The 26,365-nt window shown below is 69.8% G+C and carries 24 protein-coding genes and 1 pseudogene; 14 read left to right on the top strand and 11 right to left on the bottom strand.

Annotation, left to right across the window (positions count from 1 at the left end; translation table 11 throughout):
* Positions 1–9: 9 nt before the first annotated feature.
* The 8 genes from ACIHFB_RS14185 to ACIHFB_RS14150 all read left to right on the top strand — a co-directional run bounded on the left by ACIHFB_RS14185 (position 10) and on the right by ACIHFB_RS14150 (position 11,952).
* On the top strand, positions 10–2,193 hold the full coding sequence (locus ACIHFB_RS14185) for an alpha-galactosidase (protein WP_365280446.1): 2,184 nt from the start codon (positions 10–12) through the stop codon (positions 2,191–2,193).
* 24 nt (positions 2,194–2,217) lie between these two features.
* Positions 2,218–4,560, top strand: a complete 2,343-nt coding sequence (locus tag ACIHFB_RS14180; RefSeq protein ID WP_365280443.1) for a glycosyl hydrolase family 95 catalytic domain-containing protein — start codon at positions 2,218–2,220, stop codon at positions 4,558–4,560.
* 117 nt (positions 4,561–4,677) lie between these two features.
* Positions 4,678–5,736: an aldo/keto reductase gene (locus tag ACIHFB_RS14175; RefSeq protein ID WP_365280440.1), complete on the top strand. Its 1,059-nt coding sequence runs from the start codon at positions 4,678–4,680 to the stop codon at positions 5,734–5,736.
* Positions 5,733–6,599, top strand: coding sequence for an amidohydrolase family protein (locus ACIHFB_RS14170; protein ID WP_365280437.1), 867 nt, complete (start codon positions 5,733–5,735; stop codon positions 6,597–6,599). The genes ACIHFB_RS14175 and ACIHFB_RS14170 overlap by 4 nt, the downstream gene beginning before the upstream one ends.
* A gap of 211 nt (positions 6,600–6,810) precedes the next feature.
* On the top strand, positions 6,811–9,225 hold the full coding sequence (locus ACIHFB_RS14165) for a glycosyl hydrolase family 95 catalytic domain-containing protein (protein WP_365280435.1): 2,415 nt from the start codon (positions 6,811–6,813) through the stop codon (positions 9,223–9,225).
* Positions 9,226–9,272: 47 nt separating this feature from the next.
* On the top strand, positions 9,273–10,616 hold the full coding sequence (locus tag ACIHFB_RS14160; RefSeq protein WP_365280432.1) for a glycoside hydrolase family 27 protein: 1,344 nt from the start codon (positions 9,273–9,275) through the stop codon (positions 10,614–10,616).
* A gap of 66 nt (positions 10,617–10,682) precedes the next feature.
* The gene (locus ACIHFB_RS14155) at positions 10,683–11,225 is read left to right on the top strand and encodes a sigma-70 family RNA polymerase sigma factor (protein ID WP_365280429.1); all 543 of its coding nucleotides are present in this window, start codon (positions 10,683–10,685) and stop codon (positions 11,223–11,225) included.
* Complete coding sequence (locus ACIHFB_RS14150; protein ID WP_365280427.1) at positions 11,212–11,952, top strand: hypothetical protein; 741 nt, start codon at positions 11,212–11,214, stop codon at positions 11,950–11,952. The genes ACIHFB_RS14155 and ACIHFB_RS14150 overlap by 14 nt, the downstream gene beginning before the upstream one ends.
* 54 nt (positions 11,953–12,006) lie before the next feature.
* On the opposite strand, the gene ACIHFB_RS14145 is transcribed toward ACIHFB_RS14150, so the two are convergent.
* Positions 12,007–12,693, bottom strand: coding sequence for a TetR/AcrR family transcriptional regulator (locus ACIHFB_RS14145; protein ID WP_365280424.1), 687 nt, complete (start codon positions 12,691–12,693; stop codon positions 12,007–12,009).
* A 231-nt stretch (positions 12,694–12,924) separates the two neighbouring features.
* Positions 12,925–13,214 (bottom strand): annotated as a pseudogene (locus tag ACIHFB_RS14140) (SDR family NAD(P)-dependent oxidoreductase); the annotation flags it as partial.
* A 417-nt stretch (positions 13,215–13,631) separates the two neighbouring features.
* Here ACIHFB_RS14140 and ACIHFB_RS14135 point away from each other — a divergent pair.
* Positions 13,632–14,219 (top strand): sigma-70 family RNA polymerase sigma factor, encoded by a 588-nt coding sequence (locus tag ACIHFB_RS14135; protein ID WP_365280422.1) that lies wholly within the window; start codon positions 13,632–13,634, stop codon positions 14,217–14,219.
* Positions 14,220–14,587: 368 nt separating this feature from the next.
* Here ACIHFB_RS14135 and ACIHFB_RS14130 read toward each other — a convergent pair whose 3' ends face one another.
* Both ACIHFB_RS14130 and ACIHFB_RS14125 read right to left on the bottom strand, forming a co-directional pair.
* A complete protein-coding gene (locus ACIHFB_RS14130; RefSeq protein WP_365280419.1) occupies positions 14,588–17,530 on the bottom strand; it encodes a BTAD domain-containing putative transcriptional regulator in 2,943 nt (980 codons plus the stop codon).
* Between the two features lie 312 nt (positions 17,531–17,842).
* Positions 17,843–18,199 carry a DUF4232 domain-containing protein gene (locus tag ACIHFB_RS14125; RefSeq protein WP_365280417.1) on the bottom strand — a complete coding sequence of 119 codons (357 nt, stop codon included), beginning with the start codon at positions 18,197–18,199 and terminating at the stop codon, positions 17,843–17,845.
* On the opposite strand from ACIHFB_RS14125, the gene ACIHFB_RS14120 reads away from it, so the two are divergent.
* The gene (locus ACIHFB_RS14120) at positions 18,198–18,581 is read left to right on the top strand and encodes a hypothetical protein (RefSeq protein ID WP_365280415.1); all 384 of its coding nucleotides are present in this window, start codon (positions 18,198–18,200) and stop codon (positions 18,579–18,581) included. The two genes, ACIHFB_RS14125 and ACIHFB_RS14120, sit on opposite strands and share 2 nt — an antisense overlap.
* 247 nt (positions 18,582–18,828) lie before the next feature.
* On the top strand, positions 18,829–19,143 hold the full coding sequence (locus ACIHFB_RS14115) for a hypothetical protein (protein WP_365280413.1): 315 nt from the start codon (positions 18,829–18,831) through the stop codon (positions 19,141–19,143).
* Between the two features lie 15 nt (positions 19,144–19,158).
* Here the strand turns inward: ACIHFB_RS14115 and ACIHFB_RS14110 are convergent, their stop codons facing one another.
* Positions 19,159–19,992 carry a helix-turn-helix transcriptional regulator gene (locus tag ACIHFB_RS14110; RefSeq protein WP_365280410.1) on the bottom strand — a complete coding sequence of 278 codons (834 nt, stop codon included), beginning with the start codon at positions 19,990–19,992 and terminating at the stop codon, positions 19,159–19,161.
* Positions 19,993–20,109: 117 nt separating this feature from the next.
* On the opposite strand from ACIHFB_RS14110, the gene ACIHFB_RS14105 reads away from it, so the two are divergent.
* Together ACIHFB_RS14105 and ACIHFB_RS14100 are read left to right on the top strand one after the other, a co-directional pair.
* On the top strand, positions 20,110–21,174 hold the full coding sequence (locus tag ACIHFB_RS14105) for an aldo/keto reductase (RefSeq protein WP_365280557.1): 1,065 nt from the start codon (positions 20,110–20,112) through the stop codon (positions 21,172–21,174).
* A 273-nt stretch (positions 21,175–21,447) separates the two neighbouring features.
* The gene (locus tag ACIHFB_RS14100) at positions 21,448–21,873 is read left to right on the top strand and encodes a cupin domain-containing protein (RefSeq protein WP_365280554.1); all 426 of its coding nucleotides are present in this window, start codon (positions 21,448–21,450) and stop codon (positions 21,871–21,873) included.
* A 224-nt stretch (positions 21,874–22,097) separates the two neighbouring features.
* Here ACIHFB_RS14100 and ACIHFB_RS14095 read toward each other — a convergent pair whose 3' ends face one another.
* From ACIHFB_RS14095 to ACIHFB_RS14085, 3 genes are read right to left on the bottom strand one after another with little or no spacing between them, the layout of a single operon-like run.
* Positions 22,098–22,310: a thaumatin family protein gene (locus ACIHFB_RS14095; protein WP_400127155.1), complete on the bottom strand. Its 213-nt coding sequence runs from the start codon at positions 22,308–22,310 to the stop codon at positions 22,098–22,100.
* Between the two features lie 38 nt (positions 22,311–22,348).
* Complete coding sequence (locus tag ACIHFB_RS14090) at positions 22,349–22,498, bottom strand: hypothetical protein (RefSeq protein ID WP_365280566.1); 150 nt, start codon at positions 22,496–22,498, stop codon at positions 22,349–22,351.
* Positions 22,499–22,550: 52 nt separating this feature from the next.
* A complete protein-coding gene (locus ACIHFB_RS14085; RefSeq protein WP_365280408.1) occupies positions 22,551–22,841 on the bottom strand; it encodes a hypothetical protein in 291 nt (96 codons plus the stop codon).
* Between the two features lie 114 nt (positions 22,842–22,955).
* Between ACIHFB_RS14085 and ACIHFB_RS14080 the strand changes: the two genes are divergently transcribed.
* Positions 22,956–23,087 (top strand): hypothetical protein, encoded by a 132-nt coding sequence (locus tag ACIHFB_RS14080; protein WP_365280405.1) that lies wholly within the window; start codon positions 22,956–22,958, stop codon positions 23,085–23,087.
* On the opposite strand, the gene ACIHFB_RS14075 is transcribed toward ACIHFB_RS14080, so the two are convergent.
* From ACIHFB_RS14075 to ACIHFB_RS14065, 3 genes are read right to left on the bottom strand one after another with little or no spacing between them, the layout of a single operon-like run.
* The gene (locus ACIHFB_RS14075; protein ID WP_365280402.1) at positions 23,068–23,787 is read right to left on the bottom strand and encodes a M15 family metallopeptidase; all 720 of its coding nucleotides are present in this window, start codon (positions 23,785–23,787) and stop codon (positions 23,068–23,070) included. The genes ACIHFB_RS14080 and ACIHFB_RS14075 overlap by 20 nt on opposite strands.
* Positions 23,784–25,181: a UDP-N-acetylmuramoyl-tripeptide--D-alanyl-D-alanine ligase gene (gene murF, locus ACIHFB_RS14070; RefSeq protein ID WP_365280399.1), complete on the bottom strand. Its 1,398-nt coding sequence runs from the start codon at positions 25,179–25,181 to the stop codon at positions 23,784–23,786. Before murF ends, ACIHFB_RS14075 begins: the two co-directional genes overlap by 4 nt.
* On the bottom strand, positions 25,178–26,329 hold the full coding sequence (locus tag ACIHFB_RS14065; RefSeq protein WP_365280396.1) for a D-alanine--D-alanine ligase family protein: 1,152 nt from the start codon (positions 26,327–26,329) through the stop codon (positions 25,178–25,180). Before ACIHFB_RS14065 ends, murF begins: the two co-directional genes overlap by 4 nt.
* Positions 26,330–26,365 lie beyond the last annotated feature (36 nt).

The following is a 26,365-nucleotide window of genomic DNA, read 5'->3' as shown; positions in this document are numbered from 1 at the left end:
CGAGGAACCTTGTTCGACACCGACCACTCCGCACCCGTGATCCAGCTGCGGGGAGGATCCACCAGCTTCGTCGTCGAGCTCGGCGCCCCGCTGCCGCGTGTCCTGCACTGGGGCGTCGACCTCGGTGAGCTCTCGGCGGCCGAGCTCGACGCCGTCCGCATCACCGCGACACCGAGCGTGACCCACAACTCCACCGACACACCCCGCCTGTTGACGGTGCTGCCCACCGAGGCGGACGCCTGGTCGGGCACGCCCGGCATCGAGGGCCGGATGCGCTCGACCGGAATGCCGTACCCGCGCTTCCGACTCGGCGGCCACACCCATGACGAGCCGGAATCGACGCTCACCCTCCGGCTCCACTGCGATCTCGGCCTGGAGCTGTCGCTGCGCTACCGGCTCGACGAGCACGGCATCCTCACTGTCGACGGCCGGCTCCGCCGCACCGGCGGCACTCCCGACGAGGGCGACGTCTTCGACCTCGGCGCCCTCACCCTCCTGCTGCCCCTGCCCGAACGGGCCACCGAGATCGTCGACTTCACCGGCAAGTGGTCGCGTGAACGCAGCCCTCAGCGTGTCCCCGTCCCGTTCGGCACCCATCTGCGCGAGATCCGGCGCGGTCGGCCCTCGCTCGACTCGCCGTACCTGCTCATGGCGGGCACCGAAGGGTTCGGCTTCCGCACCGGCGAGGTGTGGGCCATGCACGTCGCCTGGAGCGGCAACCAGCGCTATCTCGTCGAACAGCTCCCCGAGGGCGCCGGCGTACACCGGTCGGTCGTCGGCGGGGGAGAGCTCCTGCTGCCGGGCGAGGTCGCCCTCGGGGAGGGCGACACGTACGACAGCCCGACGCTCCACTTCGCCTGGTCCGACGGCGGTATGGACGGCGTCGCCGACCGATTCCACGAGCTGCTCAGATCCCGGCCGCACCACCCGGCGGGCCCCCGGCCGCTGGTGCTCAACACCTGGGAAGCGGTCTACTTCGACCACGACCTGGAGACCCTGTCGGAACTCGTCGACCGGGCGGCCTCGGTCGGGGTGGAGCGCGTCGTCCTCGACGACGGCTGGTTCCTCGGCCGCCGCAACGACCGCACCGGCCTCGGCGACTGGTTCGTCGACCCCGAGGTCTGGCCGGACGGTCTGTCCCCGCTGGTCGAGCGGGTCCGGCGACACGGCATGGAGTTCGGCCTCTGGTTCGAACCCGAGATGATCAACCTCGGCTCCCGGCCGGCACAGCAACACCCCGACTGGATCCTCGCCCCCGAGACCGGAGCGGGCCCCTCGGTCCGACACCAGCACGTCCTCAACATCGCCCACGAGGACGCCTGGAAGTTCGTGTACGACCGCATCGACGCCCTGGTGTCGGAGTACCGGATCGACTACATCAAGTGGGACCACAACCGCGAGCTCCACGAGGCCAGCCGCCGCGACGACGGCGGCCGGGCCGGCGTCCGGGCCCAGACCGAGGCGCTCTACCGGATGCTCGACGCCCTGCACACCAGGCACCGAGGGCTGGAGATCGAATCCTGCGCCGCCGGCGGCGGCCGTATCGACCTGGGCATCCTCCGGCACACCGAGCGTGTCTGGGCCTCCGACTGCAACGACCCCGTCGAGCGCCAGCAGATCCAGCGGTGGACCGGTCAGCTCCTCCCGCCCGAGCTGGTGGGCACCCATGTCGGCGCGGCCGAGGCGCACTCGACGCGCCGTGTCACCGCACTGCCGTTCCGGCTCGCCACCGCGCTGTTCGGGCACGCCGGAATCGAGCTGAACCTGAACGCCTGCGACAGCGGGGAACTGAGCGCGATCCGTGCCTGGGCCGGGCTCTACAAGGAGCTGCGACCACTCCTGCACAGCGGGCGGGTCGTCCGGGCCGACCTCGCGGACGAGCAGACCCTGCTGCACGGCGTCGTCGCCGCCGACCGGACATCCGCGCTCTACTCCTGGGTGCGGCTCGGCACCTCCCCGGCGATCACCTCCGGCCGTATCCCGCTGCCCGGCCTCGACCCGGACCGCCGCTACCGGCTGCGTCCGCGTACCGAGATCGGCCGGCCCGAGCTGAACGAACACCCGCCCGGCTGGCTGCCCGCGGCAGAGCAGGACTCGCTGATCCTCGGCGGCCGAACCCTGTCCGGGCTCGGACTGCCCATGCCGACCCTCCAGCCCCAGCAGGCGCTGCTCCTGCAACTCGACGCCATCTGACCGGCCCGCACCGAAGGCAGGCACATGCCGCTCCACAGCACCGACAGCACCGACCAGAACGACACCACCGCGTCCGTACCCGCCGGCTCGCTCTGGTACAGCGCGCCGGCCACCAGGTGGTTCGAGGCCCTCCCCATCGGCAACGGCAGGCTCGGTGGGATGGTCCACGGCGGCACCGACGTCGACCGCATCCGGCTGTCGGAATCCACCGCCTGGTCCGGCGCACCGTCCGAGACGGACGTCAGCGAGAGCGGCCGTGAGCAACTCGCCCACATCCGAGCCCTGCTGTTCGCCGGCGACCACGCCAAGGCGCAGGAACTGGCCGAGGAACACCTGCTGGGCCGCCCGTCGTCCTACGGCACCAACCTGCCGCTCCCCGAGGTACTGATCGAGCACCGCGCCACCGGCCCCGTCCGGGACTACCGGCGCGGCCTCGACCTCGACGACGGCGTCGTCCGGTCCACGTTCACCCGCTCCGGCGTCGCCTACGCCACCGAGGTGCTCTCCTCGCATCCCGCCGGTGTCATCGCGTACCGGATCACGGCTTCCGCACCCGGATCCCTCAGCTTCCAAGTCGACGTATCCGAAGCCGTCTTCCCGCTCGGGCGCCGGATCGTGGACGGTGACCTGGTGCTCTCGGGCCGGGCCGTCGAGACGCTGCACAGCAACGGCCGGGACGGAGTCGACCTCACCCTTCGGATCCGTCTGCTGCCCGACACCGGCAGCCGACACGCGGACGGCGACACCGTGCACGTCACCGGTGCGGACGCCGCGACCGTCCTCGTCGCCGTCGGGACCGGCTGGCGAGGCGGCGACCCGGAGGCCGACGCGGCAGCGGCGCTGGACGCCGCGGAGCGGCAGGGATGGCCCGAGCTGTACGCCGGACACATCGCCGACGTGTCCGCGCTGATGGGACGTGTGGCCATCGACCTGGGCCGCACGGACCCCGCCGTCCGCGCGCTGCCCACCGACGAACGCCGTGACCTGCTGGCCCGCGGCGGCGAGGACCCCGAACTGGTCGCGCTCTACTTCCAGTACGGCCGATATCTCACCGTCGCCGGATCCCGGCACGACTCGCCGCTGCCGCTCGCGCTCCAGGGGCTGTGGAACGACGGCCTGGCCAGCAGCGCTTCATGGACCAACGACTTCCACCTCGACATGAATACCCAGCAGAACTACTGGGCGGCCGAGCCGACCGCACTCCCGGAATGCCAGGAACCCCTGCTGCGCCTCGTCGAGAACCTGCGCCCTTCTGGTCGGGTCACGGCGTCGCGGCTCTACGGCGCTCGCGGCTGGGTCGCCCACACGGTCACCAACGCCTGGGGCTACACCGCCCCCGGCTGGGGCATGGGCTGGGGCCTCAACGTGACCGGCGGCGCCTGGATCGCGCTACAGCACTGGGAGCGGTGGGAGTACGGGCAGGACGAGGACTTCCTCCGGCAACGCGCCTACCCCGTCCTGAAGGAGGCCGCCGAGTTCTTCCTCGACTACCTCGTCCCCGAGCCCGAGCACGGACGGCTGGTCACCGGACCCTCCGACTCACCGGAGAACTGGTACATCGCACCGTCCGGCGCCGAATGCTCGGTGTCCATGGGGCCGACCTCCGACCGTGTCTTCGTCGAGGCGGTCTTCCGGATGTGCGAGGAGGCGGGCGAGCGACTGGACGTCGACCCCGAGTTCCGGGACCGCGTCGCCGACGCCCGCCGCGGACTCGCCCCGTTCCGGATCGGACGCCACGGTCAACTGCGGGAGTGGCTCGACGACTTCGACGAAGCCGTACCGAGCCACCGCCACACCTCGCACCTCATGGCGCTCTACCCCGAGCGGCAGATCTCCCCACGCACCACACCCGAGCTGGCCGCCGCGGCACGTGTGACCATCGGCCGGCGCGAGGCCGCACCCGGCTGGGAGCAGACCGAGTGGGCCGAGGCGAACTTCATCGCCTACTACGCACGGCTCCTCGACGGCGACGCGGCACTCCGCCACGTCCGCAGCCTCATCGCGGACGCCAGCGAGGCCAATCTGCTGTCCTTCTCGCGCGGGGGAGTGGCCGGCGCGGCCCAGAACATCTACTCCTTCGACGGCAACGCGGGCGGCACCGGAGGCATCGCCGAAATGCTGCTCCAGTCCGATGGCGAGGAGATCGAGCTGCTCCCCGCCCTGCCGGCCGCCTGGCCGGACGGACAGGTGCGCGGGCTGCGCGCCCGGGGCGGCGTCGAGGTCGACCTCGCCTGGTCCGGCGGCCGGCTGCGGCGGGCCGGACTCCGCGCCGCGGCGCCGCGACAGGTCCGGGTCCGCCACCGCGGGGACAGCCTCGACCTGCGACTGGTCCCGGAGCAATCCTGCGAGGTCACGCCGGATCGTTGAACCCGTGCGTCGATTCCTTTCGCGAATGTCGGTCATCCGAACTTCGGTGTTGTCCGGAACGGCTGGGAGTGGCTGAATCCTGTCCGTACCGTCCGCCCACTGAAGGAGGGAGACAGCGTGCCGAACACCCCCCGCGACGTCGCTGGCACTCCGCGTGTCGAGATCGGCGACCATGGCCTGCGGCTGCCGCGCATCGGACTCGGGACCGCGTCCCTCGGGAACTTCCTCGGTGCCATCACCGACGAACAGGCCGTCGACACGATCCGCCGCGCCCACGACGCGGGCATCCGCTATATCGACACGGCGCCGCTGTACGGCCACGGCCTGGCCGAACAGCGCGTCGGCAGCGCCCTGAGGGACAAGCCGCGCGGGGACCTCGTCATCTCCTCCAAGGCCGGCCGGCTGCTGCGGGCCGACGCGCCCCCCGACGAGAGCCAGTACGTCGACGGGGAACCCTTCTACACCGACGTACCCGCCACCGGCCCCGTCTGGGACTTCTCCTACGACGGGGTGCGCACCTCCCTGGCGGAGAGCCTCGACCGGCTCGGCCTGGACAGCGTCGACATCCTGCATCTGCACGACCCCGACGACCACTACGAGCAGGCCGCCTCGACCGCCTACGCGGCACTGCGCGACCTCCGCGCCGAGGGAACGGTCAAGGCGATCGGCGCCGGAATGAACCGCACACCCGTGCTGACCAGGCTGGTGGAGAACTGCGACCTCGACGTCGTCCTGCTCGCCGGCCGGTACACCCTGCTCGACCAGAGCTCCATGGCGGACCTGCTCCCCGCGTGCCGTGAACACGGCACAAAGGTCGTCGTCGGCGGCGTGTTCAACAGCGGCATCCTGCTGGATCCATCGCCACGGGCCCGATACGACTACGCTCCCGCCGCCGCTGACGTCGTGGAGAAGGCGCAGCGCATCCGGACGGTCTGCGACCGCTACGACGTCCCGCTGGCGGCCGCCGCCCTCCAGTTCCCGCTCGCCCATCCGCAGGTCGCCGCCGTCCTGGTCGGCGCCAGATCCGTCGCGGAGCTGGACATGGACCTCGACCTGCTGGACGTGGTCGTCCCGGACGCGCTCTGGCACGACCTGCGGACGAGCGGACTGCTGCCCGACGACGCCCCCGTCCCGTCCGGCCCCCTGAACACGGGCCTGGAGAGGAGTGTCCGGTGACCGCCCGGCACGCCGTGCGCATCGACGCGCACCAGCACTTCTGGGACCCCCGCCGGTTCCACTACCCCTGGATGGACAGCCCGGCACTCGACCCGGTGCGCCGCCCTTTCGCGCCCGACGACCTCGCCCCGGAACTCGCCGCCAACCGCATGGACGGCACGGTTCTCGTGCAGACCGTGTCCGACCTCGCCGAGACCCGGATGTTCCTGGACATCGCCTACGAGACCCCGTTCGTCCACGGCGTCGTGGGCTGGGTCGACCTCACCGCCCCGGACGTCGGCGAGGTGCTCGACGAACTGCGCGACGAATACGGCCCGTTGCTCGTCGGCATCCGTCACCAGGTCCACGACGAGGACGACGCGCACTGGCTGGAGCGTCCGGACGTACGGCGCGGACTCGGCGAGATCGCGGCCCGCGACCTCGTCTACGACCTGCTGGTGCGCACCCGCGAACTACCGGCGGCCATCTCCACCGTGGCCGCCCTTCCCGACCTGCGTTTCGTGCTAGACCACATCGCCAAACCAGCCATCGCCGACGGATGGGACGGCCCGTGGGCGAAGGCCGTAGCCCGTTTCGCGGACCTGCCCAACGTCGATGCCAAGCTCTCCGGCATGGTCACCGAGGCCGACTGGAAGGACTGGTCGCCGAAAACGCTGCGGCCGTTCGTCGACCACGTCCTCGATGTCTTCACCGTCCAGCGCGTGATGTTCGGCTCGGACTGGCCCGTCTGCCTGCTCGCCGCCGACCGCTACGGCGACGTCGTCGACGCTCTCGCCACCGTCGTCAGTGGCCTGAGCACCACCGAGACCGAGCAGGTCTTCGGCCGCAACGCGCAGCGGTGCTACCGGCTGCCGGGTGTGTAGAGCACGTCCGTCGTGCGGTGAGCGGGGTGGGGTGCGCGGGTGCGCCGCACCCCGTCCGACTGCCCGGGACGTCCTGGCGAATCGCGAATGCGCGACATTCCCTATCCGGATGTCCGGTCCCTTGAGCCCCTGGTTTCCCGGGCTTAGGTTCCTCCTGCGTTTCCGAGTTGTGTCGTGAGCCGCCCACGGAAATCCAGGAGACAAACACACCATGCAGGCACCCGGCTCCACCGATTCCACGTCTCCGAGCCGCCGGAACTTTCTCACGCTGACCGGCGGCGCGGTCGCCGGAACTCTCGCCGCCCTCGGTGGAATTCCGCCGTTCCGGGCCGCCGCAGCGGAGCCGAAGCGGCCCGCCGCCGACCCCCGGGTGCCCGAGGACGAGGCCGTACGGATCTGGTACACATCGCCGGCTTCCGAGCAGTCGATGATCCAGCAGGCCCTGCCCGTGGGGAACGGCCGGCTCGGCGCCCTGGCCGGCGGCGATCCCGCCAGGGAGACCCTCTTCATCACCGACGCCTCCATGTGGTCGGGCGGCCCCAACACCGGCCTCAGCGACGACGGTCAGTTCCCCTACGACCGCGCCGCCTTCGGTTCCCTGACCCAACTCGCCCACCTCACCGTCGACATACCCGACCACGCCCTCGGCGTCGTCACCGACTACCGGCGCGCCCTGGACCTCAGCAACGGCCTGCAGACGACCACTTACGTGCACCAGGACGTCACCTACCGACGCGAGATCTACGCGAGCCGCCCGGACGACGCCGTGGTCGTCTCCTTCACACAGAGCGGCGGCGGCGCATACACCGGACGGATTCTCCTCGCCGGCACGCACGGCGAGACCGTCACGCCGGACACCGACGACGCGCTCGCCTCCTTCGGCGCCGCCCTGGCCAACGGCCGACGCTACGGCGCCGCCGTCACCGCCGTCAGCCGCACCGGGAAGGTCCGGGTCGGCGAGGAGTCCCTGGAATTCACCGACTGCGCCGACCTGACCGTCACGTTCAGCGGCGGCACCGACTACGCACCCGACTTCGCACAGAACTACCGCGACTCCTCGATCGATCCACAGCCCCTGGCCCGGTCCAAGGCCTCCGCCGCGGCCGCTCTCGCCCCCGGTGTCCTGCGCGACACCCACGTCGCCGACTACCAAAAGCTCTTCTCCACCATGGAGATCTCGCTGGGAGTCTCGACCGAGGCGCAGCGGCAGTCCGACACCTGGACCCGGCTGCACACCCGCGCCCTGCCCGGAGCCGCCCCCGACCCCGAACTGGAGGCGTCCTACCTGCAATACGGCCGCTATCTGATGATCTGCGGCTCCCGCGACGGACTGCCCATGGGTCTCCAGGGCTCCTGGATCGACACCAACGAGCCCGGCTGGATGGGCGACTACCACACCGACGTCAACATCCAGATGAACTACTGGATGGCCGACCGCGCCGGGCTGCCGGGCTGCTTCGACGCCCTCACCGACTACTGCCTCGCCCAACTCCCCTCCTGGACCGAGAACACCCGGCGCCTTTTCAACGACCCCCGCAATCGTTTCCGTAATTCCTCGGAAAGGGTCGCCGGCTGGACGGTCGGCATCTCCACGAACATCGACGGCGGCTCCGGCTGGCAATGGCACCCGGCCGGCAGCGCCTGGCTCGCCAACAGCCTTTTCGAGCACTACGAATACCGCAACGACCCCGAATTGCTCGCCCGCATCTACCCCTTGATCAAGGGCGCCTGCGAATTCTGGGAGGCGCGGCTCATCCCCTACCAGGTCACCGACCACACGACCGGCGAGACGCGCGAAGCGCTGGTCGCGGACAAGGACTGGTCACCCGAACACGGTCCCCAGGACGCCCTCGGCATCACCTACGCCCAAGAGCTGGTGTGGACGCTCTTCACCAACTACCGCACGGCGACCCGGGTTCTCGGCCGGGACGCCCGCTACCGCAGGACCATCGACGGCCTTCGCCGACGCCTGTACCTCCCGCAGGTCAGCCCCACGACCGGCCGGCTGGAGGAGTGGATGAGCCCGGACAACCTCGGGGAGGTCGAGCACCGTCATCTCTCGCCCCTGATGGGCCTGTTCCCCGGTGACCGCATCGACCCCGACACCTCACCGGCCGCCCTCGTCGCGGGAGCGCGCAAGCTCCTCGAAGCGAGGGGCACCAGCATGTACGGCTGGGCCAACGCCTGGCGCGCCCTGTGCTGGGCCAGGTTCGGGGAGGGCGACACCGCCTACGAGAAGGTCATGAAGAATCTGGTGCCCTTCGACGGACGGACCCCAGGCGCCGCCCTCAACCTCTTCGACACCTGGCCCCTCGACGCCGACAGCAGCATCTGCCAGGTCGACTCGAACTTCGGCACACCGTCGGCGATGGTCGACATGCTCGTCCACTCCCGCCCCGGCCGCATCGAACTGCTGCCCGCGCTCCCCACCGCCTGGGCCGGGCGGGGCCGGATCACCGGGGTCGGTGCCCGGGGCGGCTTCACGGTGGACCTGTCCTGGCGCGACGGCGTGGTGGACAAGGCAGTGATCCGCAGCGTCGGCGGTCGCCGCACCGAGGTTGTCGCCGACGGCAGGGCACGCACCGTGCGGCTCGTACGCGGCGAGTCCATGACGCTCCGCTGGTAGCGGCCCGCTCCATCAACTTCCCCATGAAGCATGAAAGGTGATCCATCATGACCACAGCTCGTCGCCTCCGCCGCGGACTCTCCGTGGCGGCCGTCGTGACCACGACCCTGATGTGCACCACCGTCCCCGCCCAGGCCAAGAGCGACTTCAGCGTCAAGCCGTTCATGGGCTGGAGCAGTTGGAGCGTCCAGTCCTCCAGCAACCCGGACTACGGGACGAAGTGGCTCACCGAGGAACACATCAAGCAGACCACCGACGCCATGGCGTCGAAGCTGAAGCGTTCCGGGTACACCAACATCAACCTGGACGCCGGCTGGAGCGCCAACTGGGACTGGCAGTTCCGCTTCGACGCCAACGGCATCCCCGAGGCCGACCCCGAGCGCTTCCCGAACGGCATCGCGAACCTGGCCGACTACATCCACGGCAAGGGGCTCAGAATGGGCCTCTACGGAGGTGCCGGTCTGCCCCCGGCCGTCTACGACCGGAACGCCCCGATCCGCGGTACCGACTGCACGACCCAGGACATCGCGGTGCAGCCGCTGACGCCGACGAACATGTGGGGCGGCGACTGGAAGATCGACTACACCGAGCCCTGCGCTCAGGCGTACATCGACTCCATCGCCGACCAGTTCGCCTCCTGGGGCGTCGACTTCGTCAAGATCGACGGCGTCACGACCGACAACGTCGCAGACATCGCTGCCTGGTCGAAGGCGATCGACCGGAGCGGCCGCAGGATGTGGCTGACCGCCAGCGCCTGGCCCGTCCCCCGCGAGGCGGGCGAGGGCCTGCGACCGTGGGCGAACAGCGTCCGCGTCGACACCGACGTCGAGTGCTACTGCAACACCGTCTCCAGCTGGCAGGCATCGGTCGACAACAGGTGGGAGGACCTGCCGAAATGGCTCGACGTCGTCGAGCCGAACTACTGGCCGGACCTTGACTCCATGCCCATCTCCAACAACACAGGCAACGGCATCCAGGACGGCATCAACGACACCGAACGCCAGAGCGTCATGACGTTCTGGTCGATGGCCTCGTCCCCGCTCTACGTCGGCGGAGACCTCTCCAAGCTCGACGCCAAGGCCACGTCGATCCTCACCAACCGCGAGGTGATCGCCGTCGACCAGGCAGGCGTCCTCCCCACCCGGGTCACCGACGGATCCCTCCAGGTGTGGAAGAAGCTCCTGCCCGACGGCCGACTCGCCGTCGCCGTCTACAACCTCGGCGACACGCCCGCCGACATCACCACGACCTGGGACCAGCTCGGCATCGACGGCAAGCACGAGGTCCGCGACCTGGTGAGCCGGCGGAACATCGGCAAGGCCCACAACTCCTGGACCGCAAAGGCGGTTCCCCCGCACGGCTCCCGGCTGATCGCCCTGTCGCAGCGCTGAGGTGCGCGCGAGAGAGTGTCCCTGTCGACTGGTAAGCGATCGGGCGGTGGTGGACATTGCTGGGCCATGGATGCGGATGAACGCAATGAGCGGCTGGAGCAGCTGTTCCGGCAGACGTTCCGCCGGGTGATGGCGTACTGCCTGCGCCGGACCGGTGAGACGGCGGCACACGACGCCGTGGCCGAGGTGTACGCGGTGGCCTGGCGCCGACGACGTCATCTGCCCGACGACGGCGAAGAGGCGGTGCTGTGGCTGCTGGGGATCGCCCGACGGGTGCTGGCCAACCAAGCCCGCAGCCAGCGACGTTGGTCGCGGCTGCTGCTGAGAGTGGCGGAGCAGCCGGATCCCCCGCAGCCACGCCATCACCTGGATGACGCCGGCGACGAGCTTGCGGCCGCGCTGGCGCAGGCTTCGGCCGCCGACCGGGAACTGCTGCGCCTGGCCTACTGGGACGACCTGTCCCGACAGGAGATCGCGACGGTCCTCGGCATCTCCGTCGGTGCCGTCGACACCCGCCTTCACCGGGCCAAGCAGCGGTTGAAGGAACGGCTCGCCGCATCGAGCTCCGCAGTGCCTGCGACCAAGGAGAAGGATCATGCTGAGCGATGACGAACTCGTCCGGATGCTCCGGGCCGGCGATCCGCACCCCGACCCGTCGGACCTCGATCCGGACTCCCCGGCCGCCGACCGGATGCTCGCCCGGGTGCGTCAGCGCACCATCCGGCGGCGCAAGCGCACGATGGTCGTGGTCCCGGTGGTGGCCCTGGCCCTGGCCGGCGGCACTGCCGCGACCTATGCGTGGGTCGCGGGCGACGGTGAGGGTCACACACTCGACTCCAGCGGCCTCAACTGCGTGGGATCCGAGCGGTCCGACGCCAGTATCGGCTTCGATCCCGTCGCCGACGACCCGGTCAAGGTGTGCCGAGGGCTGTGGCAGGAGGCCTTCGGCGAGCCGGCGCCCGAGACGCTCACCGCCTGCGTCGACAGCTCCGAGCAGGGCTCGATCGAGGTCTACGCCGGCGGTCGGGACGTGTGTGCACGCCACCGCGCGGATCCCTACCGCGGTCCGACCCGCGAGCAGGTGAACCTCGCTCACTTCCGCGCCGACATCAGGGAGCGCTTCGCCGACCGGAACTGCGTCGGCTACACCGAGTTCCGGAAGGTGATCGGCAAGCTCCTCACCGAACACGACCTCACCGAGTGGTCGGCGGGCCACTTCCAGACCGCGGACAAGGAGCCGGAAGGCCCCTGCGCGGAGATCGTCTACTACGACGAGCCGCAGCGGAAGATCTGGCTCGGGGACGGCATTGCCGGCAACCCGATCAACCTGCCGTAGATGAATTCCCTGAAGCGGCGGTGGGCTGCGAGGCGGCGCTGCTGGGCCGGCTCGCTACTCCTCGGCCGCTTCAGGCCTGACGAATCCCATGACCTGCTCCACCGTCTCATCGCTCAGGCTCGGGGTCGTCAGCGGAAGGTTGTCGGGTCGCTGCCGCAGGCCGTTCAGGACGATCTCGGTGTAGCGACGCCAGATCTCCGGCTGCTTGCCCTGCGTGAACTGGGTGGCCGCGCTCAGCATGTGCTGGATGACGGGGATGTCGGAAGGGGTTACCTCCGCGCGGAGTTGCCCGCTCTCCTGAGCACGGCGGATCAAGGCGTCGAGGAAGGGGAGCAGACCGCCGCGTGCCGTCTCGATGGGCCCTGAGCTGTGGCTGCCGAGCATGATCACTTCGTAGAGCCCGCGGTTCTCGGCGAGGTCGCCCGTCATTTCCATGACGAAGTCGACGAAGCCCTGCCAGGGATCGGGGTGAGCCAGGGCCTTCTCGGCCGCTTCCTGCCGTATCGCGAGGTCCTGCTCGAACAGGGCGCGTACGAGGGCCTCTTTGGTGGGGAAACGGCGATAGACGGTACCGACGCCGACTCCCGCATGGCGGGCCACGTCATCGAGCGTGACCCCCAGTCCGTGTTGGCCGAAGATCTCCCGCGCGGCATGCAGAATTCGTTCCCGGTTGAGGGCGGCGTCTCGCCTCAGCGGGCGACCGCCGTCCGTGGAAGCGCTGCTCCGGGACCTGTCAGCCATGACCCCATGATAACCCTGTTGATCACACTCCCAGGGTCGGCCGGTCGCCCACGGAACGCGTTGACGAAAAGGACTTCGTGATCGGGCGGGCGCCGGCGCAGGGGCGCCGCGCCGCGTTGACCACGGTTGTGGGCACGCTGCGATCACGGTGGGTGTGTATGGCGTCGGCGGTGACGACGGAGGGGCGGGGAGGTCGGCTCTGGGCGGTGGGCCGGACGACGATCTCGTTCACGTCGACCCCTCGGCGAAGGCGGTCGCCGTCATACCGGGCGAGACGGTGGTCACACGCAGACAGTCGCCGGCTTCCTGGCGCAGTCCTTCACAGATGGCCCGGATTGACGTCGACCATCTCGTCCCACTCGTGGACGCGCAGATCGTCGAGAGGCGAGATCGTACCGACTCCGGCATTGCCGACGAGGACGTCGAGCCGGCCGAATCGCTCACCGGCCAGCGAGACCAGGGCCCGCAGGTCCTCCCGCCCTCTCGATCCGGGCCACCAGCTCGTCCAGGCGCTCGGACCGCGCGCGGCGGTTCCGTACGTTCCTGCACGGCCTTTTTCGTCTGCCACCGAGCGGCGTTGAACCAGATCGGCTCCAGCCCCGTCGTGACGCGGAGGGCCGGCAGCCGCACGGGCCACCGGTCGACGGCGCCCGACGCCCAGCCGGTGGGCGGAATCAATCGCTGTATATCTGCCCTCACCAACGCCGTCACGGCACCAGGGGCCGGGCGGCCTGAGAGGGAATGCGCAGGTCAGCGGCGGATACGCCAAGGAATGTCTGATTCCGCTCCCGCGCCGCGCGCCCTCTCCGGCGGCGGGATCCGCGGTTGAAGCGTCAATCACGCGTCAATTCGGCGTGGACTCCCGCTCGCAAGACTCCCCGTATCCGAGGCCACTGGGCCCGGGGCTGACTCGCACGCAGTCATGGAACGAGGGAATAGTGAGCTGGACCGTAATGGGCTCCTCGGGGGCGATGAGTGACCGGGAACGCGCGCTGCGCGCGCTCTACGAAGAGCAGGCGGGCCCCTTGTACACCTACACGGTCCGGCTGCTGGGAGGCGACCACTACAGAGCCGAGGACCTGGTGCAGGAGGCGCTGCTGCGCTGCTGGCGCACCCAGGATCTGACGTCTGGTCAGCCGCTGAGGCCGTGGCTGTTCAGGGTGGCTCGCAACCTCGTCGTGGACGACTACCGGCTGCGCAAGGCCCGCCCTCAGGAGGTCGACGGCAGCGCCTGGCTGGAGGGCCAGCTGACGAGCACGGACGAGGTGGGCTGGCTGCTCTCCTCGATGGTGCTCAAGGAAGCGTTCCAGCACCTGTCGACCAACCACCGGGAAGCGCTGTACGAGACGTTCTTCTCCGGCAGGTCGATGCGCGAGGCCGGGCAGGTGCTCGGTGTCCCGTTGGGCACCGTCAAGTCGCGGGTGCACCACGCGATACGTGCGCTGCGCATGGTCATGGGTGTCGTTGAGAACGCTGACGACGGGGCTGGCGAGGAGCCCGCGGTGCGGTACCCGTCCGCGGCGTGACGCCATGGACACCGTGGAGAGCCGGGCTGTGATCCGGTCGCGGTGGTGCGGCGACTTCGCGTACAGCCAGTCCGCCAGCACGCTCTCGTACGCCCCAGCGTGGAACAGCCGTTGCTCCGCGGCGTACTCCTTGTCGCGCGCGGCTTCCTCCACCCGTCGGCAGCTCGCGACGCTGCCGTCCTCGTTCGTCACGGCCTGGAGATACGAGCGGTCGGCGTCAATGTGATACTTCCGTGCGGCCTCCGACAGGCTGCGCATACAGCGCTCGTTCGTCGTATGCGGCAGCCCTCAGCCGTTGTGCCGTGCCGGAATCCTCCTGCTGACCGGACATCTGCAGCACCTTCCCCTCCCGTGCTGGTGACAACGGCTCACCGCACGAGACGGTTCAATCGGGATATGCCGTCCATGCGGCTCGGGCCCGAATCCGGACCCGGGTCCGGCTCGTGTGCGTCCAGGCGGCGAAGCCTTTCCCGGATCGCCTCGGTGTCCGGATGGGCGGACTCCTTCATAACCGCCACGGCCTCCCGCCACCGGGCGCGAGCCGCGTCCGGCCGGCCCGCGTCAAGGAGGACGTCGCCGAGGTGGCCGAGGGTGTCGCCCTCGCCCCAGCTGTTGCCGACATCCCGCAGTATCTCGAGCGCCTCGTGGTAGCACTCGATGGCCTCGTCATGGCGCTGCCGCCTGTGCAGGGCGACGCCGAGGCTGTCGAGCGTGACCGCTTCGATCCAGCGGTAGCCGGTGGCGTGCACGATCGTCAGCCCGTTGCGCAGGTGGTGGATGGCCTCGTCGAACCGGCCCAGTCGCCGAAAGGCGTCTCCCAGCTGGGACAGAGCGATGCCCTCGGCCCATTCGTCGCCGCAGGCCCGGGAGAGAGCCAGCGCGCGATCGAGGTGGTCGACGGCCTCGTCGTTCTGCCCCGACTGCAGATAGGCGACGCCCAGGCTGTTCACGACCCGGGAGCTGCCGTACGTGTCGCCGAGCTGCCGGTACAGCTCCTTCGCCTCCCGCAAGTACTCGATGGCCTCGTCGGATCGGCGCACCGCGATGAGTGCGACGGCCACTTCATTGAGGCTCCAGGCCTCGCCCCTCCGGTTGCCGGACTCACGGGCGCACTCGAGACAGGTCCGTGCGGTGTTGAGCCAGTCCTGCAGAGTGCCGTGCAGGCTGTAAAACCCCCAGAGCGCCACGGTCAGCCGCCACGCGAGGTCGGGCCGGTGCGATGCGGCGGCCTGGTGCACCGTGGCGACGAAGTTGGGTCGCTCACGCTCGCACCACTGCAGGGCCTGGTCGCGCGAGTCGAACGTCATGGGCTCGACCTGCGGGGGCAGGGGTTCGAGGGGGAGCGGGCGGCGGCGCGGCGTGAGCTGGGCGTAGACGGCGTCGGTCGCGTGCAGGTACCAGCACAGGAGCCGCTCCACGGTCCGGTCCCGCTCGTGTTGCTCTTCCGCGGCGGCGCGTTCCGCGGCGTAGACCCGCAGCAGGTCGTGCAGGGCGTAGCGGCCGGGTGCGTACTCGTTGAGGAGGCTGAGCCTGGTGATCTCGGCGAGCAGACCGCGGGTCTCGCGTCGGGGCAGCCCGGCGAGAGCTGCCGCCGCGGGCGCGGAGATGTCGGGTCCGGAGTGCAGGCCCAGCAGCCGGAACAGCCGCGCGGCCGGCGCGGACAGCGCGTCGTAGGACCAGGAGAAGACGGTGCGTACGTCCGAGGTGGGGTCGCCGCCCGTGAGTGCGTCGAGGTTGCCCTGGCTCTCGCGCAGTTCCCTGGCGACGGTGCCGAGCGCGAAGCCGGGGTTGGTCGCGGCACGGGCCGCGACGATGGCGAGGGCCAGGGGCAGTCGGCCGCAGAACTCGACGATCTCGTTGGCGACCTCGGGTTCCGCTGCCAGCCATGCGGCACCGACGCGGCGTGCCAGGAAGCCGTGTGACTCGGCAGTGGTCATCGGGCTGAGCGTCAGCGGTTGTGCCCCCTCGCCCGCGATCAGGCCGGTGAGCTGACTGCGGCTGGTCACGATGGTCAGGCAGCCGGGTGAGCCGGGCAGCAGGGGACGGATCTGCTCGGCGTCGCGGGCGTTGTCGAGGAGCACCAACATCCGGCGACCGGCGAGCAGGCTGCGGTACAGGGCGGCCTGGGCGTCCAGTGAGGCCGGAATGGCCTCCGGGGGGACGCCGAGTGCGTTGAGGAAGGTCCGGACGGCCTTCGCCGACGAGACGACCGCACCGGTCGGGTCGAATCCGCGCAGATTGATGTAAAGCTGTCCGTCGGGGTAGTGGTGGGCGACCCGGTGGGCCCAGTGCACGGCCAGCGTGGTCTTGCCGATGCCCGCCATGCCGCTGATCACCGTGAGGGACGGGGGCGTCACGCTGTCCGGCGCGAGGGAGAGGACCTGCCGGAGTTCGTCCTGGCGCCCGGTGAAGACCGGGAGGTCGGCGGGGAGCTGCGCGGGCGTGGCCGTGTGGCTGACGGCCTCGGGCTCCTGCGGTGCGGCCTCCCGCTCCGGGGCCAGGGGTTCCAGCGAGGCGTCGGCCGCGAGGATGCGGTGGTGCAGCTCCCGCAGTGACCCGCCCGGTTCGACGCCCAGCTCGGCCACCAGGGTGCTGCGCGTCCTGCGGTACGCCGCCAGCGCCTCGGCCTGCCGTCCGGACCGGTACAGCGCGAGCATCAGGAGCCGGCTCAGCTGTTCCCGCAGCGGGTGCTCGCTGGTCAGCGTGATCAGTGTGGGGATGACCTCGCTCAGGCGGCCGAGTTCGACGTCGATCTCCAGGCAGGTCTCCAGCGTGCTCAGCCGCTCCTCGGCCAGCCGGGAGCGCTCGACCTCGGCCAGCGGGCCGGGAAGTCCGGCCAGCGGCGCCCCCTCCCACTCGTCCAGCGCGGTGTGCAGCAGCTTCGTAGCCGCCGGGAGTTCGCCCTCGGCACGCCGCTTCTGCGCCCGGGCGACCCGCTGCTCGAAGACGTCCAGGTCCAGGGAGCCGTCCGGGAGACGGACCAGATATCCGTCCGTGACCGAGACCACCGGCTGCGGGGATTCATGGGCCTCAGGGGATCTGGCAGCGTCGGGTCCGGGGTTCAGCGTCTTGCGCAGCCGCGACACATAGGTGCGCAGCACAGACACGGCGGCGGTCGGCGGCTCGTCGCCCCATATGGCGTCGACCAGTTCGGCCACCGTGACCGGACGCCCGCGCCGCAGCAGCAGTGCGGCCAGCACCACTCTCTGCTGCGGCGAGCCCAGATTCAGCTCCGTGGCGCCGCGCCATGCTCTGACGCGTCCCAGCACCGCGAAACGCAGTGGAGCGGTTGCTCGGTCTGATATGTCCATATGGTCCAGGCTCCTGGTACTCGGATGCCTGCGGCAGTGTGGCCGCACACGCATTGCATTGGCAAATGTAAACTAAAGAGGTTTTGTCCCTCGTCAGGCGGGGTGCTTGTCCCCGGCGAGAGGGGGGATTGCCCGTCGGGTGTGATCCTGTTGGGGGTCGAGGGCGATCGTGGACGGGGCGGCCGTGTGGGGGACGCAGGGCGGGAGTTGGGGCTCGTGGGGAGGATCCGAGTGATGCATGACGCCTGTCGAATGAGCGGCGAAGTTGTCCACCGTGCGTCGGCCTGCCTGTGAAGCGGGGGTGTCGTTCCGTCACTGCTTGCCGGTGCCGACAGGGTCGACCGTGACGCCCGCCACGTAGCCGGGCTCGGTGACGGCGGGGAGGTTGAGGGTGATCGGCAGGGTCTTGGAGTGGGTCTCGTTGGGCGGGGTGACGACGATCTGGGTGATCTTGAGCCCGGAGCCGCCGGTGTCGTTGCGCGGGGTGTGCAGGGTGAAGCGGGTCGTCTCGCCGTTCTGGAGGACGACGGTCGGGGTGGCGAGCTCGGTGCGCTCGGCGCTGATGCCGCCGGGGCCGCTGTCGGTCTTGAGGTCGACGCCCGGGAAGCCCTTGAGGGAGCAGGCGTCGGCGGTGTTGCTGAGGCTGACCAGGACGTCGCCCTCGGCCATGCCGTGGGCGGCGCCGAAGGTGAGGTTCGCGGTCTCGCAGGGGCCGGTGTTGATCTGGCCGCCGCCGCTGCCGTCGGTGGAGTCACCGGCGGTCGTGGCGTTCCCGTCGGAGGTGCTGCTGCCGCCGGAGTTCTCGGAGGACGACGAGGAGGAGGGCGGGGCGGACGAGGACGACGAGGCGGGCGAGGAGGAGGGCGACGACCCGGCTGCGGAGTCGACGTCGTTTCCGCTTGCGGAGGAGTCGTCGTTGCCCTGGCAGGCGGTGAGTGAGAGACCCGCGACGAGGGCGAGGGTGGCGAGGGCGGTATTCGTGGCGCGGATGGTTGCTTCCCTTGCGATCGGTGCCGTCTGCTGGGCACGAGTGAGCGTTTCTGATCACTGAGATCCGCTCGGGCCGGGGGACGTTCCGTTCACCCGGCCTCTCATACACGGCTGTTACATGCGGTTGTGGGGTGGGTGTGGTGACGGGGCGCTGTGTGTGCTGCGGTGCGGCTGGAACGGCGTTTCCGCGGCCTCCGTGGTGGACATGCCGGTGCGTCGGCCGCTGTGACTGATCACCACGCTATTGACGCGGCGGTCCGGAATCGTCACCTTGCGGTGGACACTTGCCCGTAGCTCACGAGGGGGACGTGAGCGCGTACGTGGCGCGCGAGGTTGGTGGTTTTGCGCGCATCGAGGCGGGTGGCACCAGCGGCAAGGCTGTCACTGGCACTTGGGCCGGTACGGTCTCGTACATGGCTCCGGGCGCGTGCGTGGTCAGTGACATGACGGGCATGGGGCAGGCGTTCTTCACCTCGACGACCATCCGACCGCGTGAGGATGGGAAGTCCTCACGGTGTTCGCTGTCCGGCGCGGCCGGTCTGTCATCCCGGCATGCTGTCGGCCCGGACGTCGCCGATGGATTCCGAAAACACGCCGGGATGACGGTTCGGCTCAGCGCATGAAGAGACGGTTCGACATCACCGTGTGCACAACCGGTCCAGTGCTGCCTGGCTCTCATCGTCCGCAGGGCGGTAGATCAGCAACCGCTGGTCCGGATCTTGAAGTGGCATGAGCACTTCGAAATGCACTGCGATCGCACCGACTTCAGGATGCCGCAGCACCTTGCGCCCCCGGCCGTTGACCTTGACGTCTCGCTCGGCCCACAGGCGAGCGAACTCCTCGTCATGAGTGGTGAATTCGGTGATGAGGTCGGTCAACGCCTGGTCTTCCGGATGCGCGGCCCACGCAGCGCGCAGGTGGGCGATCCCCTCCCGCACGGCGTGCTCGCGGTCGACATAGAACTCACGCATCTCCGGATGCATCAGGCACAGCCACATCGCATTGCGCTGCGACGGCGGCAGCGCGTCGAAGTCCAGTAGCAGCTTCGCCATTTCGCTGTTCCAGGCCAGGATGTCGTAGCGGTGGTTCATCAGCATGGCCGGCAGTGGAGACAGATCGGTGACCAGCCGGGCCAGTGGCGGTGCTGCCATGGTGGCGGGCTTGCCGGCGTGGCGGGGGCGCTGCTGGGCCAGGCCGAAGAGGTAGGCGCGTTCGTCGGGGGCCAGGCGCAGCGCCCGGGCCAGCGCCTCCACCACGTCCGCTGAGGGCCGCAGCCCGCGGGCCTGTTCCAGCCGCACGATGTAGTCGACGCTGACCCCGGCCAGTTCGGCGACCTCTTCGCGGCGCAATCCCGGGGTCCGCCGGGCCTGCCGACGCGGCGGCAGACCGACATCGTGCGGGGCCAGGCGCTCGCGGCGGGTCCTGAGGAACGCGGCCAGCTCCTGCGTCGTGTCCACGGTGCGGGTCGTCATGCCTGCACAACAGTCAGGGTAGGACCGGTGTTCCCAGGAACCTCTTTCCCTTACCCCCGGCTCGCGGCGGTCACAGGCTTGCTCTCGACGACGGATCACAAGCGCAGGAGGACTCTTATGTCGCTCACCCTCGACACCTATCGGCTGCTGGGCCGCTCCGGGCTGCGGGTCTCACCGCTGGCGCTGGGCGCGGCGACCTTCGGCACCGAATGGGGCTGGGGCGCCGAGCAGGACGAGGCCCGCAAGCTCTTCGACCTCTACGTCGAGCGCGGCGGCAACTTCATCGACACCGCCAACACCTACACCAACGGCAGCTCCGAGCGCCTGCTGGGCGAATTCGCCCGCGACAACCGCGAAAGCCTGGTGCTGGCAACGAAATACACGACACTGCGCCGGCCCGGCGACCCGAACTCCGGGGGCCCTCACCGCAAGAGCCTGTTCGCGTCGGTGGAAGCCAGTCTGCGACAGCTGAACACGGACTACATCGATCTGCTCTACCTGCACGTCTGGGATTTCACGACACCGGTCGAGGAGATCCTGCGCGGCATGGACGATCTGGTCCGGCAGGGCAAGGTCCTGTACGTGGCGATCTCCAATACCCCGGCCTGGCAGGTGTCGCGCATGCAGGCGATCGCCGACCTCCGCGGCTGGTCGCCGCTGGTCGCGCTGCAGATCGAATACAACCTGATCGAACGTTCCGGGGAACGTGACCTCATCCCCATGGCACGTGAGATGGGGCTGGGTGTCATCCCGTATTCACCCCTGGCCGGCGGAGTGCTCACCGGTAAGTACACCCGCGACGACCTGACCGCGACGAACGGCTCATCCGACGACGGCACCCGCAAGAGCTTCAACCGCGCCTTGGGCACGCTGACCGAACGCAACCTCGCCATCGCCGATGTCGTGAAGGAGGTCGCCAGGGAGCTGGGCCGCACACCCGCCCAGGTCGGGCTGGCCTGGACCCTGCAGAACCCGGGCGTGACGGCACCGATCATCGGCGCCCGCACCCCCGCGCAACTGGAGGACAATCTGGGTGCCCTGGAAGTCGGCTTCACCGCCGCCCAACTGGCCCGCCTCCACGAGGCCAGCGCGATCGGACTCGGCTTCCCGCACGACATGCTCGCCAGTGACCACATCCGCAAGGTGACTGCGGGGGACCTGAAGATCGACACCCGCCGCTGATACCACCCCGTTCAGGTCTACTTCGGGCACGGCCGACTCCCGCCCGACACGTTCCCGCCGGATCGGCCACCCAGAGCCCGGCAGTGAGCTTGAGTCTTGACATCTGACTGGTTGTCCATTGAACCCTTGGCCATGCGCTGACGTCGTGTTGCCGATAGGCGGGCTCTGGGCATGCCATGCCCGGGGCTGCACCGTACGGACAGTTCGCCGACGCCGCATCTTCTGCGGTTGGCAAGGATCGTCGGCAAGAAGGACATTGACGTGAACAAGCGCATGCAGGCTGGAATGATCGCGGCTCTCGCCGCCACGGCAACACTGGCGGGCGTCGCCACGGCCGAGGCGACACCGGCTGGTCCCGGTGTGAAGGGCGAGATCATTTCGCAGACAACGGTGGGCGGTAAGGACTACATATTGCGCCAGATCACCATCCCTGCCGGTCAGAGCACCGGCTGGCACTTCCATGACGGCCCTCTGTACGCCTACGTCGAGAAGGGAACGCTCAGCCACTTCGATTCCACTTGCAAGTCCGACGGTGTCTACAAGTCGGGCAGTTCGGTGACTGAGCCTTCCGGCCCCCAGCAGGTTCACATCGGGCGCAACCTCGGCACCACGCCAGTCGTCCTGGACGTGCTGTATGTCCTCCCTCATGGTGCACCGCTGTCGCAGGATGCCCCCAACCCTGGCTGCGACTTCCAGTAGCCGAACGGCTTCGGCGCACGTGAGGCTGCCGCTGCCCCGGCTCTCCGGGACAGCGGCACGCTGAAGCTGCAGGATGGTTTCGGAACATCGGCCACACCCGAGGCCGTCCCAGCGGGATGGTGAGCCGGTGGTTGCGGCGTTCCGGACTCGATGTGGCCCATCGTCACTTCTCCAGTGGCGACAGCGGCACGGGATCGTCCACGTGCCGTTCGTGTTGTGCCGCCTCACCGTCCCCGAGGGCCCCTCCGGCGCCGCCGCGGGTCGAAGTTGAACTCGGCGAAGCTGGTGGGCTGTTGGCCGGTGGAGCAGTGGTCGGCGTAGGGTCCGCAGTCGCCGACCGCACAGTGGACGGTGCTGTCATTGTCGCCGGAGCAGCCCTGCCGCGCGAAGAACGTGCCGCGCCAGTGCCCGCCGCCTGCGTGCGCGGGGCCGCTGATGGTGGCGGACTGGCCCGGGTCGAGGGCCGGAAGTCCGGTCAGCGCGGCTGAGCCGGCCGCGTTGACGTTGCGCCGTTGATGCCTGCGGCGTCGCTGTGCCGGCTGAGGAGCACGGTGGTCGTGGTCGTCGCACCGACGATGATCAGTAACAGAACGAGCAGCAGTGAGCGTCTGCGCATGAAACGCATGAAACACACCTCTCGGATCGCGCCTGCGCCGGATCGGGAGATCAGGTGTCGCCTACCCGGGCACGACGGATGCGCCCGGGGCGCTGTTCAGCTCGAACCCCGGCGGCAACGGCAGCAGGGCGGACGGCAGTCGGGTGCCGGGAAGCTCCGGGGCACGGCCGCCGGATGGTGCCTGCGGTGCCGGCCGGGACGAGGCCCCGTTCGCGTCCGGCACGACCCTGCGCCGGCTCAGCAGCCCGTACGGGCCGAGCCGGGCACGGCAGGAGGGGCGGGACGGAACGGAGGGAGCGGAGGGGATGTTCGAGCCGGACGGCTTCGGTGACGTGAACAGCGGCGCGGGCATGGACGACCTCCCAGACTCGATGACCGGCCGCCGACGCCGGTCCTGATCGCACAACGGCTGTGGGGCCTTGATGGTTCAGACCCGCGGCGGTCCGATCCCCTGACCATGGCGGCCATGGCGGCCATGGCGGTCACCGTGGTCTCCGTCTCGGCCACCGCGCCTCTTACCGTCGCCTCGGCCCCACCTCTCGCTCCGCACTTCGCGGCCTTCACGACGAGCACATGGCTCACCACGGTCGCCGGATGACGTGTGAGCGCCGATACGGCCGTCCCGGAGCGTGCAGTGCGCTCCGGCGGACCGGAAAGCCGAAGTAGGAGTCGGGGAAGGGCTCTTCGGCGAGGGTGAAGTGCCACCACTCCTCGGGAAGGTTCACGAAACCCGCGCTCGCCATGGCCTCGGTGAGCCGGCGGCGGTTCTCGCGCGGCACGGGTTCGGTGTCCGGGTGGAGGGTGTGGGAGCGGGGGTCGAAGAAGTCGAACTCGGTCCCCATGTCCAGCACTTCACCGTCGCTCGTGGTCAGCGTGACATCGACCGTGCTGCCCCGGCTGTGCCCCGACCGTGCCGCCACATAGCCGTCCGCGAACAGCCGCTCTTTGTCGACGTACGGGTAGAAGACGGACTTCATGTGCTGCGCCTCGGGATCCCGGGACCAGTGCACCATGTGGTCGACGGCCACCTGGGGCCGGTATCCGTCGTAGACCTTCAGCGCGAGGCCGTCGCGCAGGAGGATCTGCTGGGCCCGGCTCAGGGCCCCGGCGGCCGGCCGGGTCAGGACGCAGCACGGGTCGTCGTAGCCGTCGAGCTGTGTGCCGACGAAGTTGTGGGCCGTGGCGTAGCGCATCTCCTGGCGGATCGTGGGGTCGATGTCGGCGAGCGCGACGAAGTCGGCGGGCGCGGTCGGTTCAGCCCGCTCGGTCCGCTCGGCAGGGGGCGATATCTCAGTCATGGTGCTCCCCGCCCCGCGTCACCGAGTTCCAGCAGTGCCGTGGCGACGCTCTCCACCTTCGTGGCGTGCGATCCCTTGATCAGGACGACGTCGCCGGGGAGGAGGTAGCCGCGGAACAGGTCGAGGGCCGCGTTCCGGTCGGGTACGAGGCTCGCGTTGATCCCTGCCGTGACCGCTGCCTCGTAGAGCGCGGCCGCGTCCCTGCCGCCGACCGCGATGAGGTCGGTGACGCCGGCGGCCGCCACCCGCTCCCCGAGCCGGTGGTGGAACCGCTCGGAGTCCGGCCCGAGTTCGCGCATCTCTCCCAGTACGGCGATGGACCGCTGCCCCGGCCCGGTGAGGGTCATCAGCGCGTCCAGGGCCACGCCCATCGCCTCGGGGTTGGCGTTGAAGGCGTCGTTGACGACGGTCACGCCGCCGGGGGTGCGGGTGATCTGCATACGGCTGGGGGTCAGGCGCCGTGCCTCCTTCAGGGCACGCGCGACGTCCTGAAGCTCCAGGCCGGCCGCGAGGGCCGCCGCGGCGGCGGCAGCGGCGTTGGTCGCCTGGTGGGCTCCGTGCAGGGCGAGGCTCACGCGCTCCCGCTCGCCGGCGTAGGACAGCTCGAACGACGGCCGGGCCTCGGCGTCCAGCTCCATGCCGTGCACCTGGACGTCACCGCGGCCGTGCCCGAATGTCAGCACCGTGGCCGCCGTGCGCCGCGCCATGGTCATCACGGCCGGATCGTCCGCGTTGAGCACGGCCGTCCCGTCGTCGGGCAGGGCCTCGACGAGTTCGCCCTTGCCGACGCAGGTCGCCTCCCGGCTGCCGAACTCGCCGAGGTGGGCGCTGCCCACATTGGTCACCACGCCGACCGACGGCCGTGCGATACCGGCCAGGTAGGCGATCTGACCGAGCCCTCGGGCGCCCATCTCCGTGACCAGGAACCTGGTCCGTTCGTCCGCGGTCAGCACGGTGAGCGGGAGGCCGATCTCGTTGTTGAAGGACAGCGGGTTCGCCACGGTCTCAGCTCGGGAGGCCAGGACCTGCGCCAGCAGGTCCTTGGTGCCGGTCTTGCCGGCCGAGCCCGTCACGCCGATCACCGTGGTGTCCTTGAGTTCGTTCACCACGGCCAGGGCCAGGTCTCCCAGCGCCCGCTGTACGTCCGGGACGACGACGGCCGGTACGCCGACGGGTCGCGCGGCCAGCACGGCCACCGCGCCCCGGGCCACCGCGGCCTCGGCGTGCAGATGGCCGTCGGTGTGCTCCCCGGGCAGGGCGGCGAAGAGACTGCCGGGCTCCGCCAGCCGTGAGTCGATCACCGTGGGGCGGTCCACCATGATCTCCGGGTCGGGGGCGTCGTGCAGGGTTCCGCCCACCAACTCGGCGATCTGCCGCGCGGACGTCGGGATCATCGGGACTGTTCCCTCTCACCGGCGCGGTCGCGGGGGCGGGTGACCAGAGTGGTCTGGATGAGCCGGTCCACGAGGTCGCCCACGGACATCCCGGCCGCTTCCCAGATGGCCGGATACTGCGAGGCGGGGGTGAAGCCGGGGAACGTGTTCACCTCGTTGACGAACAACTCGTCGCCCTCGCACAGGAAGAAGTCCACCCGCAGGAGGCCCGAGCAGCCGAGCGTGTGGAAGACGTCGACGGCTATGTCCCGCATTGTGTCCGCGAGTTCGAGGGGAAGGCTCGCGGGGCATTCCAGGACGGTGGCCCTGTCACGGTATTTGGCGTCGTAGCCGAAGAAACCATGACCGGCGTTGAAACGGATCTCCAGCGGTGGCCCGGTCCGCACCTGGCCGTCGGGGAGCTGCAGGACGCCGACCTCCACCTCGCGCGCGGTCACCGACCGCTCGACGAGCACCTTGTCGTCGACCGCGCGCGCCACGGCCAGAGCGGCGTCGAGTTCCTCCCACTCGCGCACCGGTCCCGCTCCGATGCTGGAGCCGCTGCGGGCGGGCTTCACGAACAGGGGGAGCCCCAGAGCCTCGCGGTCCGCCTGCGCCATCTTCTCGCCGGCCCCGAGCACAATGCCCGGCACCAGGGGTATGCCGCGCGCGGCGAGCAGCTGCTTGGTGATCTCCTTGTCCATCCCGGCGGCGCCGGCGATCACCCCATTGCCGACGTACGGCACGTCCAGCAGCTCCAGCATTCCCTGCAAGGTGCCGTCCTCGCCGTACGGGCCGTGCAGCACGGGTATCACCACGTCGGCCGCGTCCAGCACCGGCAGGACCCGGGCGAGGCTCGCCGCCATGCCGGCCCCGGTCATCGGCGTCAGCTGCTCGAGCTCGGCCACTCCCAGCGCCTGCGCCGTGAGGTCCTCGGGACCGGCCGCCCACTCGCCGGCGGTGCTGATGCGCACCGGCTGGACCTGGTAGCGGGTCCGGTCCAGCGCGCTGACCGTCCGCGCCGCGGAGGCGCAGGAGACGTCGTGCTCGGCGCTGCGTCCCCCGAAAAGGACCACGACACGAAGGCGATCCGTTGTGTTCCGTCCCTCTTCCTCGTCGGTGTGGCGGCCGTCGTTCGTCTCACGACCGGAGAGCACGTTTTCCGTCATTGGTTCACATTCTGTTGAGTGGAATTCGTGATTCCG

Source organism: Streptomyces sp. NPDC051963 (assembly GCF_044593495.1).
In the GTDB taxonomy this organism is placed as follows: domain Bacteria; phylum Actinomycetota; class Actinomycetes; order Streptomycetales; family Streptomycetaceae; genus Streptomyces.
This window is presented reverse-complemented; position numbering and strand designations above follow the sequence as displayed.

Coding starts and splice junctions, on each gene's coding strand:
- ACIHFB_RS14180 (WP_365280443.1), top strand. CDS start 2,218: ATGCCGCTCCACAGCACCGACAGCACCGACCAGAACGACACCACCGCG.
- ACIHFB_RS14160 (WP_365280432.1), top strand. CDS start 9,273: ATGACCACAGCTCGTCGCCTCCGCCGCGGACTCTCCGTGGCGGCCGTC.
- ACIHFB_RS14120 (WP_365280415.1), top strand. CDS start 18,198: ATGCCGTGGGCGGCGCCGAAGGTGAGGTTCGCGGTCTCGCAGGGGCCG.
- murF (WP_365280399.1), bottom strand. CDS start 25,181: ATGATCCCGACGTCCGCGCGGCAGATCGCCGAGTTGGTGGGCGGAACC.
- ACIHFB_RS14155 (WP_365280429.1), top strand. CDS start 10,683: ATGGATGCGGATGAACGCAATGAGCGGCTGGAGCAGCTGTTCCGGCAG.
- ACIHFB_RS14080 (WP_365280405.1), top strand. CDS start 22,956: ATGGCGGCCATGGCGGTCACCGTGGTCTCCGTCTCGGCCACCGCGCCT.
- ACIHFB_RS14165 (WP_365280435.1), top strand. CDS start 6,811: ATGCAGGCACCCGGCTCCACCGATTCCACGTCTCCGAGCCGCCGGAAC.
- ACIHFB_RS14065 (WP_365280396.1), bottom strand. CDS start 26,329: ATGACGGAAAACGTGCTCTCCGGTCGTGAGACGAACGACGGCCGCCAC.
- ACIHFB_RS14145 (WP_365280424.1), bottom strand. CDS start 12,693: ATGGCTGACAGGTCCCGGAGCAGCGCTTCCACGGACGGCGGTCGCCCG.
- ACIHFB_RS14085 (WP_365280408.1), bottom strand. CDS start 22,841: ATGCCCGCGCCGCTGTTCACGTCACCGAAGCCGTCCGGCTCGAACATC.
- ACIHFB_RS14090 (WP_365280566.1), bottom strand. CDS start 22,498: ATGCGTTTCATGCGCAGACGCTCACTGCTGCTCGTTCTGTTACTGATC.
- ACIHFB_RS14105 (WP_365280557.1), top strand. CDS start 20,110: ATGTCGCTCACCCTCGACACCTATCGGCTGCTGGGCCGCTCCGGGCTG.
- ACIHFB_RS14100 (WP_365280554.1), top strand. CDS start 21,448: ATGCAGGCTGGAATGATCGCGGCTCTCGCCGCCACGGCAACACTGGCG.
- ACIHFB_RS14075 (WP_365280402.1), bottom strand. CDS start 23,787: ATGACTGAGATATCGCCCCCTGCCGAGCGGACCGAGCGGGCTGAACCG.
- ACIHFB_RS14130 (WP_365280419.1), bottom strand. CDS start 17,530: ATGGACATATCAGACCGAGCAACCGCTCCACTGCGTTTCGCGGTGCTG.
- ACIHFB_RS14125 (WP_365280417.1), bottom strand. CDS start 18,199: ATGGCCGAGGGCGACGTCCTGGTCAGCCTCAGCAACACCGCCGACGCC.
- ACIHFB_RS14150 (WP_365280427.1), top strand. CDS start 11,212: ATGCTGAGCGATGACGAACTCGTCCGGATGCTCCGGGCCGGCGATCCG.
- ACIHFB_RS14110 (WP_365280410.1), bottom strand. CDS start 19,992: ATGACGACCCGCACCGTGGACACGACGCAGGAGCTGGCCGCGTTCCTC.